The organism is Streptomyces globisporus (assembly GCF_003501885.1).
Lineage (GTDB): Bacteria > Actinomycetota > Actinomycetes > Streptomycetales > Streptomycetaceae > Streptomyces > Streptomyces globisporus_D.
In genome coordinates this window covers 20,580-42,145 of the sequence record NZ_QWFA01000024.1, presented here as the reverse complement: position 1 = coordinate 42,145, position 21,566 = coordinate 20,580, and the positions used below count along the sequence as shown (strand labels likewise).

The window sequence follows — 21,566 nt, the reverse complement described above, 5'->3', positions numbered from 1 at the left end:
ACCAGCATGAGCGCCCCCGGCCCCGCCCGCCTCCGCGCCCCGGTCACCGCCTCAGGACGCGGCCCCGCTGTCGTCCGCCACGGACACCCAGCGGCCGTCGGTCGTGTCGTAGTCGAGCACGGAGTGCCCGCGTACCCCGCTCGTACGGAACGGCCGCCCGCCGTCGTCGATGCGTACCGTGCCGGACCGGCCGTCGCTGCTCCATCTCAGCTCCGCGACCCAGGAGCAGTCGCAGCCGACCGTACGGCCGGTGATCAGGAAGACCTCGGGATCGGTGACCGAGACGCGGTACGGGAAGGCGACCGCCTCGATGGGCTCGCCCGAGTCGTTGCCCGCGACCGGGCGGGCCACGGGGCGGGAGGCGTCGAGATCCACGTCGAACATCCTCGGGGTGAGGGACCCGCCGCAGCCGGAGCTCATCCGGTAGACCCGGCCCGGGGCCGGTGAGCCGCGCTCGACCACCCTGATCCGCAGGGATTGCAGGACCACGGCCCGGTCGTCCCGGCCCTGCAGGGTGATCCGGACGCCGGTCTCGCCCGCGTGCACCGCGCCGAGCGCCCCCGCCCAGGAGGCCGCGTCGGCCTCCACCGGGGGCGGTGGGACGGCGGCGGGCGCCCGGTCGAGGAGGTAGGCGTGGTCGCAGCCGTTCTTCCAGACGTGGTCGTCACCGGTCCAGGTGAACGGCACCCGCCCGGCTGCCGGGCCGGACGAGGGTCCGGAAGGCCGGGGGACGCTCTCGTTGCGAGGCCCGACCCCTGATGACGCGGTCGGCGAAGGGCTGCCCGACGGTGACGTCCGCGGGGACCCGCTCGCCGTACCCTGCGGCTTCTCGGGGGTGGGGGAGCCGGAAGAGGGGGACCCCGGGGCGTCCACCGGAGGCCCACCCGGGACGTGGGCGACTGACGGGCGCCCGCCGGGACCCGAGGACCACGGCCGCCCGAAGGCCGCGACCAGGGCGAGGACGAGGACCGCCGCGGCGAGGACGCCGAGCCCTTGCCCGTACCGGCGTGCGCGAGGTGACCGGAGCGCCGGCATCCGGGAGGCGAGGCGGCCGACCGTGTCCGACGGCCCGGACCCGGAGCCGGGCGACGGTCTCGCGTGTGGTGTCTGCGCGCCGGGCGGCCCGGCCAGGCCTCGGGGCGCCGGCCCACCCACAGCGCCTTCCGGCGGCCCTGAGCGGGCCTCGGGGGCGAAGGGCCCGGCCAGGGCCCCGGGCGCCGACTGTCCCGCCGCGCCTTCCGGCGACGGCTCCGCCGCGCCTTCCGGCGACTGTCCGGCCGCCGCCTGCTCCGTCGCCCCCGCGGCCTCCGCCACCCCCTGCCGGTCGAGGCGTTCGCCGTCCGCCAGGAGCCACAGGCGGTGCAGCGCCTCGCGTTCCTCGGCCGGTGCGCCGCACAGCCGGGCCAGCCGCTCCACCGGGGCGAACTCCGCGGGCACCGTCCGCCCCGTGCAGTACCGGTGCAGCGTCGAGCCGCTGACCCCGATGCGGCGGGCCAGCGACGCGTACGTCCGGCCCGACCCCTCCCGCAGCCCGCTCAGCCGCTCCGCCAGCACCGCCCGTGCGGCCCCCTCGGCGTCACCCGACACGCTCGACCTCCCCTGCCGCCGTTCCAGGGCGTTCCAGCCCTCCGGGAACACCCACGTCACCAGGGGTGGGACGGTTCCAGCCCGGCCGGAAGCCGTGTCACGCTTGTCCGGATCCGGGGCGGCGGCCCAGGCTGGTGCCCGTTCCACAACGCCGCCGTACGGACCCCGACGGGCTCCGTACGCCTCGGCGCGACGCCGTACGGACGACCGAACGGCCGCACGCGGGAACGCACCACCTGACCGCACCATCCGAAACGGGGAACCTCACCATGCGCGACCTCCGTAACGCCCTCCTGACCGTCATGGCCACGGGCCTGGCCGTCACCGCTCTGGCCCAGGTGCCCGCCGCCGCGGCCCCGGCCCCCGCTCCCGTCCAGCCGAAGTTCCTGAGCGCGAGCCAGCTGCCCGCCTCCCACACCCCCTGGACGGCCGGTCCGGTGCGCAAGGGCGTGCCGGCGGAGGGGTCGGTGTGCACCACCGGGATCGCCCCGGCGGCCGGCAGCCGTCACCGGGACTTCCGCACCGAGCTCGACACCAACGCCCGCCAGACCATCACGGTCGCCGCCACCACCGCCCAGGCCAAGAAGCTCGCCGCCGACCTGCGGAGCGCCCTGGAGACCTGCCTCGACCGGCTGAAGGAGCAGGACCCCGGCCTGGAGGGGGAGGCGTTCTACCACGGCAGGATCAATGTCGAGGAAGGCGCGCACGTCTACAGCATCGACACGTCCTACCCGGAGGTCGGTTCCACCGACATCGGGCTGTTCTCCGTGGGCCGCGACGGCCGGGCCGTCACCGTCGTCGAGTGGGGGCAGCTGGGCGAACTGGACGGCGCTCCGCTGGAGGGATTCAAGAAGACCACCCGCACCGCCGTCGCCAAGCTGTACTGATCCCGCCGCCGCGACCGGCCGCCACAGGGGAGTGGCCGGTCGCGGAGGTGCGGGGTACCCCGGGGCGGGAGCATGCTGGCTGTGTGACCCGGCACGATACGCCCCGGTCTTCCCCGCCCGCCGGACACGGGACCGTCGCCGGGGCGGCCGACGCTGGCCGTGTGCCCGACGAGCTCTCCCTCGTCCTCGCCCAGGCCCTCGTCAGCGCCGTCGAGTCGAGCGACGGCTACGCGGGCGGTGTCTACCTGCGCAGCCGGACGCCCGGACTTCTCCGGCTCGCGGTGCTCGCCGGACTGCCGGGCCCGCTGTTCCGGCCCTGGTGGCGGATGCATGTGAACCGCCCCTTCCCGGTGTCCGAGGCCTACCGCTCGGGGCGGCCCGTACTGCTCTCCGACGCGGAGGAGGCCATGCGCCGCTTCCCGCAGCTGATGGCCGGGCTGCCGTTCCCGTTCGGTTCGCTGTGGGTGCCGATCACCGGGCCCCGGGGGAGCATGGGCGTCCTGGCGGTCCTGCGGGCCTCCACGCCGGGGCGGCCCGTCGCCCCCGCCGACGGCGAACGGCTCCACGGCCTGGGCCGTCGACTCGGCGCCGCGCTCACCGATCTGGAGCGGCGGGGTGTCGACTGCGTATGGGAGACCGAGCCGGTCCCCGTGCAACTGCCCGCCGCGACCACGCCCCCCGTGCGCGTCGGCCGCTTCGACTGGGACCTGCACTCCGGGCAGGTCGCCGCCGACGACGAACTCTGCGCGATCCTCGGCTTCGAGCCCGACGCCTTCCCGGGCACCGTCGACGCGCTCGCAGAACGGCTGGTCCCCGAGGACGTGTACGGGCTGTGGGCCCTGGCCCGGCAGACGGTGGAGTCCGCCGAACCCGTCGTCCGCCGGATGCGGCTGCGCGGCCCCGACGGCCGGTCCCATCTGCTGGAGCTGTCCGGCCGCTGGACGCACCCGGACGGCGATGTGTCCGCCAGCCATCTGACCGGCTTCCTGGTCGACCTCGGTGCGGGACCCGTCGTACCGGAGGCCGCCGACCGGCTGCCCCGGGGAATCCTCTCCCTGGACCGGCTGGGCCGGATCACGTACGCCAACGGCCTCGCCGAGGAACTGCTCGGCCACTCCCGTACGGAGCTGGTGGGCCATCCGGTGTGGCAGGCCCTGCCGTGGTTCGGGCACGAGGCCTACGAGGACCACTACCGGGCCGCCCTGATCGCCGACGAGCCCGTCCACTTCCTCGCCCGGCGCCCGCCCGCGCTCTGGCTGTCGGTGTCCCTGTACCCGGGGCATGACGGGGTGAGCGTCGTCCTCCAGGCGACCGATCAGCCGGCCTACGCCCCCGGCTCCGTCACCGCGCCGGGTCTGGGCATCGGCTCGACCGCCGACCGTTCCTCCGCGCTGTACCGGCCGGTGGCCCTCGCCATCGCGCTGACCGAGGCGGTCACGGCCCGTCAGGTCTCCTCGGTGGTCACGGACGAGCTGCTGCCCGCCTTCGGCGGCCGTCAGCTCGCGATCTATCTGCTGAACGAACGCCATCTCCATCTGGCCTGGGAGACGGGGTTCCCCAAGGGCTTCCTCGACCGCTTCGACGGGGTCGGGCTCGACGTCAGCATCCCCGGGGTGGAGACCCTCACCACGGGGCGCCCGATCTTCTTCGAGTCCATGCAGCGCCTGGCCGAGGCCTATCCGGGCATCCCGATCGACACGGACGTCGGGGCGCGGGCGTTCCTGCCGCTCATCGCCTCGGGCCGGCCGGTCGGCTCCTGCATTCTCGGCTTCGACCGGCCGCGCGGCTTCAGCCCGGAGGAGCGTACGGTCCTGACGGCCCTGGCCGGGCTGATCGCGCAGGCCCTGCAGCGCGCCCAGCGCTACGACAGCGAGTCGGCGCTCGCCCGCGGGCTCCAGGACGCCCTGCTGCCGCACCGGCTGCCCGAGGCGGACGGGGTGGACACGCTGGGCCGCTACCTCTCCGGCACCCAGGGCATGGACGTGGGCGGCGACTGGTACGACGTCATCGAGACCGGTCACGAACTCGCCCTGGTCATCGGGGACGTTCAGGGACACGGCGTCTCCGCCGCCGCGACGATGGGGCAACTGCGCAGTGCGGTGCGGGCGTTCGCGCTGAGCAAGCACGATCCGCAGGAGGTGATGAGCGGCACGAACCGGCTGCTCATCGACCTCGACCCGGGCCAGTTCGCGAGCTGCTGCTACGTCGCCCTCGACCCGGCGACCGGCGTGGCCCGTGCCGTACGGGCGGGCCATCCGCAGCCCGTGCTGCGGCGGCCCGACGGCCGGACGGAGGTGCTGGACCTGCCCGGCGGCATCGTGCTCGGGATCGACGGGGACGCGGCTTACCCGGTCACGGAGATGCGGCTCGAACCGGGGGCGATGCTGGCCCTGTTCACGGACGGGCTGATCGAGCGCCCGGGGACGGACATCGACGAGGGCATCGAGCGCTTGCGCGCCACCGTCGAACGCATCGGCGCGGTCCCCCTGGCCGAGACGGCCGACCAGGTCATCGGAGAGGCGAGAGCGGCCACCGACCGCCCCGACGACATCGCGCTCCTGCTCGCCGCCCGCTGGGCCGAGGTCTCTCGGCCCCGCCGGCCCCGGACGGCGCAGGAGCCCGGGCCCGACCTGTGGCGCACGTTCAGGAGGCCGGACCCGGGGCGTACGACGGGTGCCCCGGATCCGGCCTCCTAGGGCCTGGAATACGTTCTGCCGGTCAGGCGCCGGAGGCGTCCAGCATGCCCTCGCGCTCCACGACCTTGATCCGCTCACGGCCCTGGGCCGCACCGAGCGCCAGCTCGTGGGCGTCCAGCTTGTGCCAGCCCTCCCAGGTCGTGTAGCGGACGCCCCGGTCCTCCAGGAACGCCTCGACGGCCTCCGGAGCGGGCGTGGCCGGCTCGGGCAGACGGCCGGCGGCACGGTCCTCCAGGACGCAGGCGACGGTCTCGTTGGCGTCGCCCTTGGTGTGTCCGATCAGACCGATCGGTCCGCGCTTGATCCAGCCGGTGACGTAGACCGAGGCCATGTGCTCGTCGCCGGCGATGACGCGGCCCGCCTCGTGCGGGACGGTGCCGGAGGTGACGTCGAAGGGGAGCTTGGGCAGCTCCTCGGAGTAGTAGCCGACGGCACGGTAGACGCTCTGCATGTCCCAGTCGGTGAACTGGCCGGTGCCCCGGACGTTGCCGGTGCCGTCCAGCTCGGTGCGCTCGGTGCGCAGCGCGGTGACCTTGCCGTCCTCGCCGAGGATCTCGACCGGGGACTCGAAGAAGTGCAGGAACAGCTTGTGCGGGCGGTCGCCGATGTCGCGGATCGCCCAGTTCTCCAGGGTCTGCGCGACCATGTTGGCCTGCTTGTTCTCGCGGCGGGTCGCGATGGAGCCCTCGTCGTACTCGATGTCCTCGGGGTTGACGATGACCTCGATGTTGGGGGAGTGGTCCAGCTCCCGCAGCTCCATCGGGCTGAACTTGGCCTGCGCCGGGCCACGCCGCCCGAACACATGCACCTCCAGCGCCTTGTTCTGCTTGAGGCCCTGGTAGACGTTGTCCGGGATCTCGGTGGGCAGCAGCTCGTCGGCCGTCTTGGCCAGGACCCGGGCCACGTCCAGGGCCACGTTCCCGACGCCGAGCACGGCGACCTTCTCCGCGGTGAGCGGCCAGGTGCGCGGGACCTCGGGGTGCCCGTCGTACCAGGAGACGAACTCGGCCGCGCCGTAGGAGCCGTCCAGCTCGATGCCGGGGATGTCGAGCGCACGGTCGGCCTCGGCGCCGGTGGAGAAGATCACCGCGTCGTAGAACGACCGCAGGTCGTCCAGGCCGATGTCGTGCGGGTAGCTGACGTTCCCGAAGAGCCGGATCTGGGGCTTGTCCAGCACTTGGTGCAGGGCCTTCACGATGCCCTTGATCCGCGGGTGGTCGGGGGCCACGCCGTAGCGGATGAGGCCGAAGGGCGCGGGCATGCGCTCGAAGAGGTCGATGGAGACCCCCGGGTCCTGGCAGACCTCGGATTTGAGCAGCGCGTCCGCAGCGTAGATACCGGCGGGGCCGGCTCCGACAATGGCGACGCGGACGGGGCGTGTCATGGCGTGGTGATCCTTCGGGGCGGGCGAACGCGGGCAGGTACAGCGTACGTCGGAGGTAAGGGTTGGCTTACTAGTCTCCACCCCACACCGTAAGCGATCGCCGCGCGGACCCTTCGACCGGCCCCGCCTGGAGTGCCCGTTTAGCCCGTTTTGGTATTGCGAAATGGTCGATTTGGCCCCTATGGGACTCATGGTCAATAAAGGTCTTATCGGGGCCATCGAGGTATTTGCTTGGGCGCGATTTCGCCACCTCCGCGAGGAAGTGGTGAGCGTCACGTCCGAGAGGGCGGATGTCGAAGCGGACGTATCGGTTCCCTTCTGTGCGAAGAAAGTTGACGCCACGACGGCGCGCCCCGATCCGGGAATTCCGTTATTCGATCATGCGCGGAAAGGGGAATCCGGAATGCGGGGCTTGTTCCGTCCTGTGTTTCTCGCCTACGGTCACCGTCAATCCGGATGGAACGCCGAATCCTGCCGCCGTCCGGGAATCCGAAACCCACTCACGTACGGCAGGAGCGGGGGACCCAGGTAAGTCGCCGATCCGTAACCGGAATGGCTTGGGGTGAAGTCGCACGACCGTGCGGCCAGACATCTCCCGTCTGAACCCGACAGCTCACCTCGCAGGCGCCGGAGAGGAAATCCCCCATGCCCGCACAGGGTAAGCACCGTCGTCCCAAGTCCACCTCGCTCGGCCGCGGCCTCGCCGCCGTGACCACCGGTGGAGCCGTCCTCGCCCTCCCGGTGATCGGTGCGACCAGCGCCTTCGCCGCTCCCGCGCCCGCCGCTGCACCGCAGGCCGTGGCGCCCGCCACGGTGGTCGCCCAGGTGAATTCCGCCGCGAAGGCCGCCCCCGCCAAGCATTCCGTGGTGGCCGGCGAAACCCTTTCCAAGATCGCCCGCGAGCATTCCGTCAGCGGCGGCTGGAAGAAGCTGTACGAAGGCAACCGGAAGATCATCGGCTCGAATCCCGACCTCATTCACCCGGGTATCAAGCTGGTCATCGGGGCCAAGTCCGCCGCCTCGTCGGACGACAAGGCATCCAAGGCTTCCCCGTCGGCCGCGCGCGGTGCTTCGGCGGACCGCGCCGACCGTTCGGAGCGCATCGACGCCGCCCCCGTGGCAAAGGCCGCTCCGGCCGCCGAGAAGGAGGCCGTCACCTACACGAACGACCTCGACGGCTGGATCAAGGAGTCGTTGGCGATCATGGCCGAGCAGGGCATCCCCGGGACCTACGAGGGCATCCACCGCAACATCATGCGCGAGTCCTCCGGCAACCCGGCCGCCATCAACAACTGGGACTCCAACGCGGTCAAGGGCACCCCGTCCAAGGGTCTGCTCCAGGTCATCGACCCGACGTTCCAGGCCTACCACGTGCCCGGCACCTCGACCGACAGCTACGACCCGGTCGCCAACATCACGGCCGCGTGCAACTACGCCGCGGACCGCTACGGCTCGATCGACAACGTCTTCGGCGCCTACTGATCCCCGCGCGACCCAGCAGCATGAAGGGGCCCCGGACCGCACGGTCCGGGGCCCCTTCGGCGTGCCGGGGTGTCGCCGGGAAGTTACCCCCAAGTTTCTCGTGACTTACCACGCGAACGGCAGTAGAACCTGTTGCATTCTGCCGAGAGTGAGGGAGGTCACATGAACGACGCTTCCATGCAGGACGACGGAACCAAGGGTGTTTCGCGTCGAAGATTCATCACTGGAACAGGTTCTCTTCTAGGGGTCGCGGCGATCGTCGGGCACGCTCCGCGGGCGTGGGCGGGCGTCCGTGCGGCGGCGGCGCCGATCGGGTCCGGGGTCCATGTACCGGTCCTGGTGATCGGCACCGGATACGGCGGCTCCGTGGCCGCCCTCCGGCTCGCCGAGGCCGGCATGGACGTCCATATGGTCGAGATGGGCATGGCCTGGGACACCCCCGGCGCGGACGGCAAGATCTTCGCCAACACCACCAGGCCGGACGACCGCTCCTTCTGGCTGCGCACCCGGACCAAGCAGCCGCTGAGCAACTTCCTCGGCTTCCCCCTCGACAAGGACGTCAACCGCCACACCGGCATCCTCGACGCCGAGGAGTTCGGCGGCATCACGGTCTACCAGGGCCGGGGCGTCGGCGGCGGATCCCTGGTCAACGGCGGTATGGCCGTCACCCCGCGTCGGGAGAACTTCGGCGCGATCCTCCCGACGGTGAACGCCGCGGAGATGTACGGCACCTACTACCCGCGCGCCAACAGCGGGCTTGGCGTCACCACGATCGACCCCGCCTGGTTCGACAGCGTCGACTGCTACCAGTACGCCCGAGTCGGCCGAAAACACGCGCAGCGCTCCGGCTTCCCGTTCCTCTTCGTGCCGGCCGTCTACGACTGGGACTACATGAAGCGGGAGGCGGCAGGAGCCGTCCCGAAGTCAGCTCTGGACGGGGAGATCCTCTACGGCAACAACCATGGCAAGAAGTCGCTCCAGAAGACCTACATCGAACGGATCAGAGCCACAGGCCGCGTCACCATCTCCCCGCTGCACAAGGTCACCACCGTCACCCCGGCCCCGGGCGGCGGCTACACCGTGCTCATCGACCAGCTCGACACCGGCGGCCGGACCACCGTCACCAAGACCGTCACCACTGACAAGGTGTTCTTCGCCGCGGGCAGCGTCGGCACCAGCAAACTGCTCGTCGGCCTCAAGGCCACCGGCGCGCTGCCCCTCCTCAACGACGAGATCGGCAGGGGCTGGGGCGACAACGGCAACGTGATGTGCGGCCGGGCCAACCACCTCTGGGACCCGACCGGGAAGGTCCAGTCGTCCATCCCCACCGGCGGCATCGACAACTGGGACGCCGGGGGAGCGTTCGCCGAGATCGCTCCACTGCCCACCGGCATCGAGACGTGGGCGTCGTTCTACCTCTCCATCACCAAGAACCCCCACCGCGCCCGGTTCACCTGGAACGCGGCGGCGGGGAAGGCTGAACTGGACTGGCAGACGGCGTGGAAGCAGCCGTCCATCGACGCTGCGAAGACCATCTTCGACAAGATCAACAAGAAGGAGGGGACGATCTATCGAACGGACCTCTTCGGCACCTACAAGATCTGGGGCGACCACCTCACCTACCACCCGCTGGGCGGTGCGGTCCTGGACAAGGCCACCGACAACTACGGCCGGCTGCGCGGCTACTCCGGCCTGTACGTCATCGACGGGGCGCTGATCCCCGGCAACACCAGCGTCAACCCGTTCGTCACCATCACCGCGCTCGCCGAGCGCAACATCGAACGGATCATCGCGACCGATCTGTAGGCGGCCCGCGCAGACCGGGAGCCCACGGAGAGTCCGGGGCCGGGAGTGCCAACCCCGGCGGCCCCGGACTCCGTCAGTGACCGGGCAGAACGCACACCGCGTCGATCCCCAGGACATGGTTGAGCCGCCCGAACGCCAGCCACGATCCGATGCTCATCGTCAGCTCCACGATCTCCGCCTGGCTGTAGTGCGCGGTCATCCGCTGCCAGAAGGCGTCGTCCAGACCGTGGTGGTCGAGCGTGTACCGCTCGGCGTACTCCGCCGCGAGCCGGGTCCGCTCGTCGAAGGCCTCGGTCGTACGCCACCGGGTCACCGCCTCGGCGAACTCCTCCTCGACCTTCGCCCCGTCCCGCTCGGTCCGCCAGTCCAGACAGAACAGGCACCCGTTGATCTGCGCCACCCGCAGCCGGGCCGCCTCGAACTCCCGCAGCCCCAGCGTCGTGTGCTCGTAGACGGACATCGAGAACGTGGCGGCGGCCGTGCCGATGCCGGGGACCATCTCCCCCCACACGTAACCGATGGGTTCCTGGCCCTCCGGAACATCGATGATCATGCCGGTCTCCTTCCCAGCCTGCCGACCGCAGGCCGCAGTGGAACGTCGAGTGCGTCGTACAGCCCCGGCTTCGCGTCCGCCAGCCAGTCGATCGCCGAGACGAGCCGCCCGACCGCGGTGGCGTTCCCGCCCGCCGACCGGTTCTCGCCCTCGTCCGAGGCCTCGACCGTCACCTCGATACGGGGCCGCCCCTCGATCACCACCCGGTGCGCGCCCACCCCGTCGGGCGGGGACGGCCAGTGAGGGGCGCACGAGGCGTGGATCCGGGTGATGTGCTCGATGACGATGCGGGGCTCGCCGCCCACGATGCCCTGTACCTCGAAGCGCACGGCGCCCTGGGTGCCCCGGGCGAACGCGCCCATCGTGCGGGTGTGGACCTCGCCCTCCAGGGCCCGGCGGTCCAGCGTCTCGCGGATCTCGTCGAGTTCGACGCCCAGCGCCCGCGCCATCAGACGTATCTGACCGCCCCACACCATCGTCGGAACGCCCTCCGCCAGCATCAGCGGCTGGTAGTCCATCGGGTGCCCCATCCCGATCAGATGGCGTACCGAGTCCTCCTGCTCGTACGTGGAGTAGTCGAAGATCTCCTGGCAGCGGATGGCGTCCACCTCGGTTCCGAGGCCGCTGATCAGCAGCGGCAGGACGTCGTTGCCCCAGCCGGGGTCGACACCGGAGACGAAGAGGGAGCCGCCGCCCTCGGCGACGGCCGCCAGGACCGGGTCCCGCAGTTCGGGCGGGGCGTTGCGCTGGTCGTAGAGCGGATACAGGGAGGGCGTGACGACCACCGCGCCGGCCCGGATCGCCCGGCCGACGTCGGTCAGGGCGTCATCGGGACGGATGTCGCCGGACGCCGCGTAGACCACCGCCCGGGGGCGGGCGGCCAGGACGGCGGCGATGTCGTCGGTGGCCGCGACCCCGAGCGTGCGCCCGAGACCGCCGAGTTCGCCCGCGTCGCGGCCGACCTTGGCGGGATCGTGCACGAGGACGGCGGCGAGTGTCAGTGCCGGATGGGCCTCGACGGCGCGGATCGCCGCGCGGCCGACGTTGCCGGTACCCCAGACAACCGTGGGAATCATGCGCGGAGGGTAGCTCCGGGGCCGTGCACTTCCCAGAGCCGTGCACCACCGAATCCCCCGGGGGAAAAAGGGGTTCCCGGGCCGGCGGGGGATCCGCCGGCCCGGGAACCGTGCAGGGGGTTCATCGCTTCGCGCGGGCGCCGTTCGGGGTGCCGGAGATCGTGAACTGCGAACCCGGCTCGATCAGCACATGGCCGTCGCGCGAGTCGGTGATCGTCACGTCGGTGAGCGTCGCGTTGCCGCGTGCGCCGCCCATCGCGAGGATGCCGGAGCCGTTGTTGGACTTCTCGATCCGCACGTTCTGGATCTTGACGTCCGGCATCAGGCCGCCGCCCGTCTTGAACTGGATGCCGTCGTAGGTGGAGTCGACGATGTCCGTGTCGCGGATCGTGACTCCGGGGATCGGCAGGTTCTGCGGGAAGAGGGTGATCGCACCGAACTCCTGGTCTTCGTTCCAGAAGGCTCCGCCGGTGCGGTACAGGCCGTTGTTGGCGATCAACGTCTGCCCGGAGAAGGGCAGCGGGTCGTGGTCGGTCGCCAGCATGATGGCCGGGTAGTTCATGGTGTCGGAGATCAGGTTGTTCTCGATCTTGTTGCCGTAACCGCCGTAGATCGCGATGCCGTTGGCGCGCCACGGGAGCTGGATGGTGTTGTTGCGGAAGCTGTTGTCGTGGCCGATGTCGACGGACTGGTCCTTGACGTACTTGCTGGACCAGACGGCGAGCGCGTCGTCGCCGGTGTTGCGGAACGACGAGTTGTAGACCGCGGAATTCCGGGTGCCGTTGGCGAAGTTGATGCCGTCCGCGTACGTGTTGCGGATCCGCATCCCGGTGAACTCGATGCCGTCGCCCGGGTTCCACAGCTCCTGGATGTTGTCGAAGTCGCGGCCGGCCCAGACGCCCACGTTGGCGTGCTCGATCCAGACGTTGCTGATCTTCGTGTCCTTGCCGAACCGGCCGTTGAGCGCGACGCCGCCCTCGTGGTTGCCGTCGCCGCCGCGGATCGTGCCCGAGCCGAAGATGGCGATGTCGGAGATTTGCGTGTTCTCGTCGATGTCGAAACCGAAGTTGCCCTCGTGCGGGTGGTTGATGCCGCCCGCCTCGTGCGGCGGGGTCAGCGTGTAGAGCTGGGAGTGCCACATGCCCGCGCCGCGGATCGTCACGTCCCGGATGCCGACCTGGTTCCACTGGCCCCGGTCGAGCGGGTCGTCGGTGAGGATCTTCTGTTCCTGGCGCCACTGGCCCGCCGGGATCCAGACGCAGTCGATCTCGCCGTTCTGGTTCGCCGTCACCGCGCGCTGGATCGCGGCCGTGTCGTCGAGACCGTCGTTCGCCACCGCGCCGTACGTCGTGATGGAGACACAGCCGGACGGCTGCGAGGAGGGCGCCGCCACCTGCTCCAGGTCGATCAGGTCGATGATGTGGAAGGCGGCGTTGTCGCTCGCGTCCCGCTGGAGGCGAAACTTCGTTCCCACCGGGTAGGTCTCGGTGAGCAGGGCGTGGGACTCGTCGAACAGCCGCCGCGCGTCGCCTCCCGGCGTGTTGGTGAGCCCCTCGGGGCTGTCGGTGTTCCCGTACAGCCAGCTGTGCTTGGAGGAGAGGTCGAGCTTGCGGACGAACTGGCCGTCGGCGTACAGGCTGATGGTCGCCTCACGGCCTCCGCCGCCCGGCGCGTCCGGGATGGAGTTGCGGACGACGATCGAGTTCGCCGGGGCGGTCGAGGTGAACTCCACGTACTCGCCCGTGGAGTTGAGCCGCACCGACTCGCGTCCTGAGGACTCGGTGGCGAAGTTGGTGTGCCCGAAGGTGCGTTCGGGGTCGGACTGGAGCAGCGTGCCCTCGTAGTCGGCCTTCTCCGCCTCCAGTTCGGTGTACGGGACGGCCGCGCCGCGTCCGACCACGATGGACCGGGCGAAGGTGTTGTTGGTCTCGCTGGTCTCCGCGACCAGGTTCGTGGCGTCCGCGGTGGCGGTCAGGGTCGCGCCGCCGCTCGCGGCCGTCCAGCTGCCGCCGACCGTGACGTTCGCGGTCGCGCCCGCGGCGATGGCCGGGGTGGTGCCGTTGAGCGTGGTGGAACCGACGGTCAGCCGGGTGACCGTGCCCGCGCTCACCGCGCTGGTGCCGCGGTTGTGCACGGCCACGGTGAAGGTGACCGCCGCGCCGACGGCCGGGTTGGCCGGGCTGGAGGTGATGGAGCGGACCTCCAGGTCGGGTCCGGGACTCTGGCCGACCACCAGCGGGGAGGCGGTGGTCCGGCTGTTGTTGGCGTCGTCCGACTCGACGACCGTGTCGGTCGGGTCCACCAGTGCCGAGACGGTGTACGACCCCTGCGGCCGCTTGCCGACCTCGACCGCGACCGGGGCCGAGGCCCCGGCCGCGAGGGGGCCGACCGGCGCGCTGCCCACGACCACGCCGCCGAGGCTCACGTTGACGGTGGTCGAGGGGGAGGCGGCCGAGCCGGCGTTGCGGACGGTCCCCGCGACGGTGATGTCGTCCGTCTCGGACGGTGACGACGGGCTCCAGGACAGTGCGCTCACGGTCAGGTCCGGGTTGGGCGCGGCCGTCCCGAACACCTGGATCTCGGCGACCTGGGCGCCGGGCGCCTCGGTGTTGGAGAAGAACTTCAGCTGGAGGTCGGCGGCCCGGCCGTCCACCGGGATGGTCACGGTGTTCTGGTTGGAGCCGGGGTTGAACACATAGCCGGCGCGGGCCCGCAGCGAGGTGAACGCCGTGCCGTCCTGTGTCCGGCCGAGCACCTGGATGTCCTGCGTCCGCGTCGCCCAGATCGGGTCCGGGTTGAGCTTGACGACCACGGAATCCAGGTCCGCGTCCGCGCCGAGCTTCACCGTCAGGTCGGCCGGGTGCCCGTTGGATTCCCAGTAGCTGTCGACCTTGCCGTCGTTGGAGTTCGAGGCCGGGTAGCCGCCGTGCGATCCGCTGGCGGTGACGGTCTTGCCCCGCGCGAGGTCCGTGGCCTCAGCCGCGCTCGCGGTGACGGGCAGGAGCCCGGCGGAGATCAGTCCGGCTGTCAGCAGTCCGGCGACCGTCCGTCCGATGAGTCGCTTCCATCTCATGATGTCCTCTGCTTCCACAGCATTTGAGTCCACAAGTCAATCTTTTGCGGTCAGAGATTCACAGATTTCTGCGCTGTTTCGGATTTGTCAACGGTCCTCGCATGGTCATGTCATTCAGGTGCGCACCGTGACGCAGCATCAGGCGTGCTCCTGTGCAGGCCTGTTCAGCCCGCCGTCACGCCCCGGACCAGCAGCAGCGCCAGATCCATCGCCGCCACGGCCACCGCTCCGGCCAGTGCCGCCTTGCGCCACCGGCGACCGAGCGCCGGGCCCACGAGCGCCGCCGCCCCGGCCAGGACGAGCGCCGCCGCACCGCCGGGGCCCACCGGTCCCGGCGGCCCGAGCGCCAGCACCGCCGTCGCGCCGAGGAGCGGCAGCGGCAGCAGCAGCCGGGTCCCCGTGTCGCCCAGTCGGTGCGGCAGGCCACGGATGCCGGCCGCCCGGTCCTCCGCGATGTCCGGGAGCGTGTCGGCCAGATGTGCCGCGAACCCGAGCAGGGCCCCGGCCGCCACCGTCCACCACCGGGGCGCCGGCCCGCCGGGCAGGGAGAGGGCTACGGCGGCGGGCAGCGCGCCGAACCCTGCCACGTACGGCAGCCAGGACAGGGCGGTCGCCTTGAGCCGCAGGTTGTAGAGCCAGGCGGCCGCGACCGCGGCGAGGTGCACCGTACCGGCGAGGGCCCCGCAGGCCAGCGAGAGCGGTACGCACAAGGCGAGCGCGACCGCCGCCGCCGCCCACACCGCACCCGCCCCGACCGTGCCGTCGGCCGCGGGCTTCCCCCGGCGGCCCGCCCGGGCGTCACGCCGCGCGTCGTACGCGTCGTTGCACCAGCCCACCGAGAGCTGGCCGGCCAGCACGGCCGCCGTGACCAGCGCGGAACGGGGGCCGAGGCCGGAGCCGAGGGCGAGGGCGCAGGCGAGCGCGGTCACCGCGAGCGCGGGTCCGGGGTGACACGCGAGCGCGAGCCCCGCGACCCGGCCGCCCCGCCGCACGGCCCCGGCCGGACCGGCGGCGACCGGGACGGTACCCGCCGGGCTCACCCTCTCCGTGGCGTCCATCGGGCGATCGTAGGGGGCTGCCGCCCCGTCAATGCCACGACCAGGCGGGTCTTTTGCGCCGTTTCGCACCACCTTGTGGGCAGGATGGGGGCATGACGCCACCGAAGCAGGAGGCAGGATGACCCGCATCGCCGCGGTGCACGTGGCTCTGCCGCCGCACCGTCACACCCAGCGCGAGGTCACCGACATGGTGGCCCGGACCTGTCTGCCGCCCGGCGCCGACCGCCGCGTCCTCGACCGGCTCCACGAGAACGCCCGGGTCCGCAGCCGGCACACCGTGCTGCCGCTGGACGGCTACCGCGACCTCGACGGCTTCGGCCCGTCCAACGACGTGTTCATCCGGTCCGCCGTCGACCTCGGCGCCCAGGCCGTACGCGGGGCGCTGCGGACGGCGGGACTGCGCCCCACCGATGTCGACCTGCTGATGTTCACCTCCGTCACCGGTATCGCCGCCCCTTCGGTCGACGCCCGGCTCGTCACCCGCCTCGGGCTGCGGTCCGACGTCAAACGGCTGCCCGTCTTCGGCCTCGGCTGTGTCGCCGGAGCCGCCGGAACGGCCCGGCTGCACGACTATCTCCTCGGCCGCCCCGACGACGTGGCCGTGCTCCTGTCGGTCGAGCTCTGCTCCCTCACCTTCCAGCGCCACGACACCTCGCCTGCCAATCTCGTCGCGACCGCGCTGTTCGGGGACGGGGCGGCCGCCGTCGTCGCCCTCGGCGGCCGCCGGGCCGTCGCCGGGCCCGAGATCGTGGCCACGTGCAGCCGGATGTACCCGGACACCGAGCACGTCATGGGCTGGGACATCGGCTCCACCGGATTCCGCGTCGTCCTCGATCCCGGCGTGCCCGACGTCGTACGCCACTATCTCGCCGACGACGTACGGGAGTTCCTCGGCGAACACGGCCTGAAACCGAAGGACATCGCCCACTGGGTCTGCCACCCGGGCGGCCCCAAGGTCCTGGAGGCGGTGACCGAGGTCCTCGACCTGCGCGACGGGGCACTCGACGTCACCTGGCGCTCGCTGGCCGACATCGGCAACCTGTCCTCGTCCTCGGTCCTGCACGTCCTGCGGGACACCATCGAACAGCGCCGGCCCGAACCGGGCACCCCCGGACTGCTGCTCGCCATGGGCCCGGGATTCTGCTGCGAACTGGTGCTGCTGCGCTGGTAGGAAGGAACGGCCATGACCTGGTACACCGCCCTCGTGCTCGCCGTCGCCGCCGAGCGCCTCGCCGAACTCGTGGTGGCCCGCCGCAACACCCGCTGGAGCCTCGCCCGGGGCGGCGTCGAATCGGGCCGGGGACACTATCCGGCGATGGTCGCGCTGCACACCGCGCTCCTGGCCGGCTGCCTGGCGGAAGTCCGATTCGCCGAACGTCCCTTCCCGCCCGTCCTCGGCTGGGTGATGGTCGCCGTCGTCGTGGCCGCGCAGGCGCTGCGCTGGTGGTGCATCCGCACGCTCGGCCCCCGCTGGAACACCCGCGTCATCGTCGTCCCCGGCCTGCCCCGGGTCACCGGCGGCCCCTACCGGTGGCTGAGCCACCCCAACTACGTCGCCGTCGCCGCCGAAGGCCTCGCGCTGCCCCTGGTCCACGGGGCGTGGCTGACCGCCCTGGTGTTCACCGCCCTCAACGCCGCGCTCATGGTCGTACGGATCCGCTGCGAGGACGGGGCGCTTGCCAGCCTCCCGGCCGTGGACGCACGGGCGTGATCGACGTCCTGGTCGCGGGCGGCGGACCGGCCGGACTTGCCGCGGCGATCCGGGCCGCCTCCACGGGCCTGGAAACGGTCGTGGTCGAGCCGCGCACCACCCCCGTCGACAAGGCGTGCGGCGAGGGCATCATGCCCGGCGGCGTCGCGGCCCTGCGCGACCTCGGCGTCCGGGTGGAGGGCCACGAGCTGCGCGGCATCCGCTACACGGACGGCCGACGCAGCGCGGAAGCGGCCTTCCGGGGCGGCCTCGGCGCGGGCGTCCGCCGCACCGAACTCCACGCGGCACTGCACGAGCGGGCCGCAGCCCTCGGCGTACGCGTCGTCACCCGCAAAGTGGGGGAGATCCGGCAGGACGAGCGCACCGTCACCGCCGCCGGACTCACCGCACGCTGGCTCATCGCCGCCGACGGGCTCCACTCGCCGCTGCGCCGCGCCCTCGGGCTCGACCACCCGGTCCCCGGCCCCGGACGCTACGGGCTGCGCCGCCACTACCCGACCGCCCCCTGGACGGACCACGTCGAGGTGCACTGGTCCCGGCACGGCGAGGCGTATGTGACCCCGGTCGGCGAGCGCCTGGTGGGCGTGGCCGTCCTGAGCCGCGACCGCCGCCCCTACGACCAGCACCTGGCCGCCTTCCCCACCCTCGCGGCCCGGCTCGCCGACGGCCCAGGGGCCACTCCCGTACGCGGGGCCGGTCCGCTGCGCCAGCGGGCGCTGGGCCGACGGGCCGGGCGCGTCCTGCTGGTCGGCGACGCCGCCGGGTACGTGGACGCCCTCACCGGGGAGGGCATCGCCCTCGCGGTCGCCACCGCGACGGCCGCGGTCGACTGCCTGAGCGCCGGTCGGCCCGAGCACTACCCCCGCCAGTGGGCGCGGGTCACCCGGCGCTACCGCCTCCTCACCGCGGCCCTGCTGAGCGCGGCGGGCCACCCGTCCTCGGGCCGGCTGATCGTCGCCGCCGCCCACCGGGCGCCCGCCGTCTTCCGCGCCGCGGTCCGCGCGCTCCAGTAGGCCGCCACGGCGTGTGCGGCAGGCCGCTCGCTCGAATGGCGGTCCCCTCATTTCGGGCATAACGTCGGTCGGGTGATCGCCCGCGCTCACGCCGGGCACTGCCCCCGGCACGAGAGACGACCTCCACCATGACGGGCTCCCGCGCGACACCCACGCCCACGGCCACAGCACACGACCGGCACCGGAGCGGACTGGCGCTGCTGGTCATCGCCTCGTGCCAGCTGATGGTCGTGCTCGACGTCACCATCGTCAACATCGCGCTGCCGCACATGCAGAAGGACCTGGGGTTCTCCACCGAGAACCTCTCCTGGGTCGTCAACGCGTACACGTTGACCTTCGGCGGACTGCTGCTGCTCGGCGGACGCCTCGGCGACATCCTCGGCCGCCGCAGGGTCTTCATCTTCGGCGTGCTCCTCTTCGTCTTCGCCTCGCTGCTCGGCGGACTGTCCCAGGAGGGCTGGCAGTTGCTGGCCGCCCGCTCCCTCCAGGGCGTCGGCGGCGCGATCGCCTCGCCGACCGCCCTGTCGCTGATCACCACGACTTTCCGCGAAGGCCCCGAACGCAACCGTGCGTTCGGGGTGTTCGCCGGTGTCTCGGCGGGCGGCAGCGCGATCGGACTGCTCGCCGGCGGGATGCTGGTGGAGTGGCTGGACTGGCGCTGGGTCCTGTTCGTCAACGTCCCGATCGGCCTGCTGATCGCCTTCGCGACCCCGCGCTTCATCCCGGAGTCCGAACGCCACCCGGGCCACTTCGACGTCCTCGGCGCGCTCACCTCGACGGTCGGCATGGTGCTGCTCGTCTACGGCTTCATCCGCGCCTCCGAGGACGGCTGGACCGACGGGCTCACCCTCGGCTCGTTCGCGACCGCCATCGTGCTCCTCGCGGTCTTCATCATGATCGAGCGCGGCTCGAAACAGCCCATCACGCCGCTGTGGATGTTCCGCGACCGCAACCGCGCCGGGTCGTACGCGATGATGCTCAGCCTCGCCGCGGCACTGTTCGGGATGTTCTTCTTCCTGACCCTGTTCGTGCAGAACGTGCTCGAATTCAGCCCGCTGCGGGCCGGACTCGCCTTCCTGCCGGTCAGTGCCGTGATCGCGGTCAGCGCCGGCCTGACCTCCCAACTGCTGCCCCGCTGGGGACCCAAACCCTTCATGGTGGTGGGCGCGCTCCTGGCGGCCATCGGCCTCGGCTGGCTGACGCTGACCGACGTCCACAGCTCCTACCTCGGCTCGATCCTCGGCCCGATGCTCGTGTTCGGCTTCGGTATGGGCATGCAGTTCGTCTCGCTGACCCTGATGGCCGTCTCCGGCGTCGCCCCGAAGGAGGCGGGCGCCGCCTCCGGCATCCTCAACGCCACCCAGCAGGTGGGCGGCTCGCTGGGGCTGTCGATCCTGGTCACGACGTTCGGCACGGCCAGCCGCAACGAGCAGGCCGAACAGCTGCGGATCATTCGCCAGGAGGTGTCGCCCGCCCAGTACGAGCAGCTCAGCAGGGCCGAAGTGCTGCCACCGCCCTGGGGTGCCGAGGTGCTCACCTCGGGTGTTTCCAGCGCCTTCGTCGTCGCGGCCTGCTTCGCCGTGCTCGCCGCCCTGGTCGCCCTGTTCGTCATCCAGGTCCGGCCCGCCGACCTGGCCCGCCTCCAGGGCGGCGCGACGCCGCTCGCCGCGGAGGGGGCGGACGACGGCGAGGCGGACGGACCGACGCCCGGCGCGGAAGCGACCCGGCGCGATCCGGACGTACCATCGCCCGACCCGGACGATCCAGGACCGGGCCCGGGCACCGACCGACCCACGAAAGGGCTGTGACCCATGGACTGGACCCTCGAAGTGATCGTGCTTCCCGTGACCGACGTCGACCGGGCCCGGGACTTCTACCGGGACAAGCTCGGCTTCCACGTCGACATCGACGACGAGGTGATGCCGGGCGCCCGCGTGGTCCAGCTGACGCCGCCGGGATCCGGCTGTTCGATCGCCCTCACCGACGGCCTGCCCAACCCGACGGGAACCCCGCAGCCGGGCACGTACCACGGTCTCCAGCTCTGCGTCACCGACATCGACGCCGCGCACGCCGAACTCGTCGGCCGGGGCGTCGAGGTCTCCGAGCCGCAGCGGTACACCTCCGACGACGGGGCGACCTTCATGTACTTCACCGACCCGGACGGCAACGGCTGGGCGGTGCAGGAGTACCGCCGCCGGGAGACCGAACCCCTGCACAAGCTCCTCGCCGACCGGGCCGCCGGGAACGGGGCGAACACGGGGGACACGGTGGGGTGAACCGGATGCGAAGGTGGATCGCGCCGCGTCCGGTCCACCAGAATGCTCCCCGTATCGAGTGCAGTGATCCATCAGCGCAAGGGAGCGGCATCCACATGGGCGGCAACGCAGAGATGGTGGCCTTCGTCCGGGCGCGGCTCGCCGACGAGGAACACGTCGCCCTGGCCGCCGGCGGGGACCGATGGCGGTGCCCGGCCGACGTGCCGGGCGAGGTCCACGACCGCACCGGCGGGGTGGCGTTCACGGTGCGGGGCCGGGGCTTCGACCAGCACATCGCTCTCCAGAACCCCGCGCGGACCCTGGAGCGCATCGAGACGAACCGCGTCATGCTCGGCGAGTACGAAGAGGTGGCCGACCTGGACACCGACCGTCCGGCCGAGGACTTCCGCTCCGGCCGTGCGGTGGGCCTGGGCTTCGCCGTACGGCAGCTCGCCGCCGAGTACGCGGGCCACCCCGACTACCAGGCACGTTGGCTGCCCCGGTTCATCCAGTAGCCGATGCCACCTGAACGGACGGTGATCGGTGTGGTACGAGCCGGTGACCATGAAGGTGATCCACGCCAAAATGGCGTTGCTCTCTGGTGAGGAGTGATCCCGCCGTGTAGCGTCGCCGACAGATGTCGTGGTTCGCAGTACCTGCCCGCGCCTGGCGCGGGCGTTTTGCTGTGCAGTGCCTGAGAACCAGGGCGATCACCTCCGGGTCCGCGCGGTGCGGATCCGTTTACTGCTGAGAGGTACAGGCATGGCCAGCGGAACCGTCAAGTGGTTCAACTCGGAAAAGGGCTTCGGCTTCATCGCGCAGGACGGCGGCGGCCCCGACGTCTTCGCGCACTACTCCAACATCAACTCCACCGGCTTCCGTGAGCTCCAGGAAGGCCAGGCGGTGACCTTCGACATCACCCAGGGCCAGAAGGGCCCGCAGGCGGAGAACATCACCACCGCCTGATCCGGGTTGACCGACCCTG

At 71.6% G+C, this 21,566-nt stretch carries 17 protein-coding genes and 1 riboswitch; of the genes, 11 read left to right on the top strand and 6 right to left on the bottom strand.

What is annotated here, in order from left to right:
• Window positions 1-51: 51 nt before the first annotated feature.
• Window positions 52-1,587 (bottom strand): helix-turn-helix domain-containing protein, encoded by a 1,536-nt coding sequence (locus D3105_RS06545; RefSeq protein WP_118900875.1) that lies wholly within the window; start codon window positions 1,585-1,587, stop codon window positions 52-54.
• 269 nt (window positions 1,588-1,856) lie between these two features.
• Here D3105_RS06545 and D3105_RS06540 point away from each other — a divergent pair, with 269 nt between their 5' ends.
• Together D3105_RS06540 and D3105_RS06535 are read left to right on the top strand one after the other, a co-directional pair.
• Window positions 1,857-2,474 (top strand): hypothetical protein, encoded by a 618-nt coding sequence (locus D3105_RS06540; RefSeq protein ID WP_118900869.1) that lies wholly within the window; start codon window positions 1,857-1,859, stop codon window positions 2,472-2,474.
• 161 nt (window positions 2,475-2,635) lie between these two features.
• A complete protein-coding gene (locus D3105_RS06535) occupies window positions 2,636-5,170 on the top strand; it encodes a SpoIIE family protein phosphatase (protein WP_118900867.1) in 2,535 nt (844 codons plus the stop codon).
• A gap of 22 nt (window positions 5,171-5,192) precedes the next feature.
• Here the strand turns inward: D3105_RS06535 and D3105_RS06530 are convergent, their stop codons facing one another.
• On the bottom strand, window positions 5,193-6,554 hold the full coding sequence (locus D3105_RS06530) for an FAD-dependent oxidoreductase (RefSeq protein WP_118900865.1): 1,362 nt from the start codon (window positions 6,552-6,554) through the stop codon (window positions 5,193-5,195).
• A 483-nt stretch (window positions 6,555-7,037) separates the two neighbouring features.
• Window positions 7,038-7,196, top strand: a riboswitch (cyclic di-AMP (ydaO/yuaA leader).
• Window positions 7,197-7,199: 3 nt separating this feature from the next.
• On the opposite strand from D3105_RS06530, the gene D3105_RS06525 reads away from it, so the two are divergent.
• Together D3105_RS06525 and D3105_RS06520 are read left to right on the top strand one after the other, a co-directional pair.
• Complete coding sequence (locus D3105_RS06525; protein WP_118900863.1) at window positions 7,200-8,036, top strand: transglycosylase SLT domain-containing protein; 837 nt, start codon at window positions 7,200-7,202, stop codon at window positions 8,034-8,036.
• A gap of 162 nt (window positions 8,037-8,198) precedes the next feature.
• The gene (locus D3105_RS06520) at window positions 8,199-9,842 is read left to right on the top strand and encodes a GMC oxidoreductase (RefSeq protein WP_206272666.1); all 1,644 of its coding nucleotides are present in this window, start codon (window positions 8,199-8,201) and stop codon (window positions 9,840-9,842) included.
• Window positions 9,843-9,915: 73 nt separating this feature from the next.
• Here D3105_RS06520 and D3105_RS06515 read toward each other — a convergent pair whose 3' ends face one another.
• From D3105_RS06515 to D3105_RS06500, 4 genes are all read right to left on the bottom strand, one after another.
• Window positions 9,916-10,395 (bottom strand): carboxymuconolactone decarboxylase family protein, encoded by a 480-nt coding sequence (locus D3105_RS06515; RefSeq protein ID WP_118900861.1) that lies wholly within the window; start codon window positions 10,393-10,395, stop codon window positions 9,916-9,918.
• The gene (locus tag D3105_RS06510; protein ID WP_118900859.1) at window positions 10,392-11,471 is read right to left on the bottom strand and encodes a dihydrodipicolinate reductase; all 1,080 of its coding nucleotides are present in this window, start codon (window positions 11,469-11,471) and stop codon (window positions 10,392-10,394) included. Before D3105_RS06510 ends, D3105_RS06515 begins: the two co-directional genes overlap by 4 nt.
• Before the next feature lie 121 nt (window positions 11,472-11,592).
• Window positions 11,593-14,544 (bottom strand): CARDB domain-containing protein, encoded by a 2,952-nt coding sequence (locus D3105_RS06505; protein WP_118900871.1) that lies wholly within the window; start codon window positions 14,542-14,544, stop codon window positions 11,593-11,595.
• Between the two features lie 164 nt (window positions 14,545-14,708).
• Window positions 14,709-15,602, bottom strand: a complete 894-nt coding sequence (locus tag D3105_RS06500; protein WP_118900857.1) for a UbiA family prenyltransferase — start codon at window positions 15,600-15,602, stop codon at window positions 14,709-14,711.
• A gap of 118 nt (window positions 15,603-15,720) precedes the next feature.
• Between D3105_RS06500 and D3105_RS06495 the strand changes: the two genes are divergently transcribed.
• The 7 genes from D3105_RS06495 (at window position 15,721) to D3105_RS06465 (ending at window position 21,547) form a co-directional block, all read left to right on the top strand.
• A complete protein-coding gene (locus tag D3105_RS06495; protein WP_118900855.1) occupies window positions 15,721-16,773 on the top strand; it encodes a type III polyketide synthase in 1,053 nt (350 codons plus the stop codon).
• Window positions 16,774-16,785: 12 nt separating this feature from the next.
• A complete protein-coding gene (locus D3105_RS06490) occupies window positions 16,786-17,313 on the top strand; it encodes an isoprenylcysteine carboxyl methyltransferase family protein (RefSeq protein WP_118900853.1) in 528 nt (175 codons plus the stop codon).
• Entirely contained in the window at window positions 17,310-18,326 is a 1,017-nt protein-coding gene (locus D3105_RS06485) for an NAD(P)/FAD-dependent oxidoreductase (protein WP_118900851.1), read from the top strand. Before D3105_RS06490 ends, D3105_RS06485 begins: the two co-directional genes overlap by 4 nt.
• A gap of 128 nt (window positions 18,327-18,454) precedes the next feature.
• The gene (locus tag D3105_RS06480) at window positions 18,455-20,134 is read left to right on the top strand and encodes an MFS transporter (protein WP_118900849.1); all 1,680 of its coding nucleotides are present in this window, start codon (window positions 18,455-18,457) and stop codon (window positions 20,132-20,134) included.
• A 3-nt stretch (window positions 20,135-20,137) separates the two neighbouring features.
• A complete protein-coding gene (locus D3105_RS06475) occupies window positions 20,138-20,602 on the top strand; it encodes a VOC family protein (RefSeq protein ID WP_118900847.1) in 465 nt (154 codons plus the stop codon).
• A 95-nt stretch (window positions 20,603-20,697) separates the two neighbouring features.
• A complete protein-coding gene (locus D3105_RS06470) occupies window positions 20,698-21,096 on the top strand; it encodes a DUF6221 family protein (protein ID WP_030717551.1) in 399 nt (132 codons plus the stop codon).
• Window positions 21,097-21,343: 247 nt separating this feature from the next.
• Window positions 21,344-21,547 (top strand): cold-shock protein, encoded by a 204-nt coding sequence (locus D3105_RS06465; protein ID WP_003964323.1) that lies wholly within the window; start codon window positions 21,344-21,346, stop codon window positions 21,545-21,547.
• Window positions 21,548-21,566 lie beyond the last annotated feature (19 nt).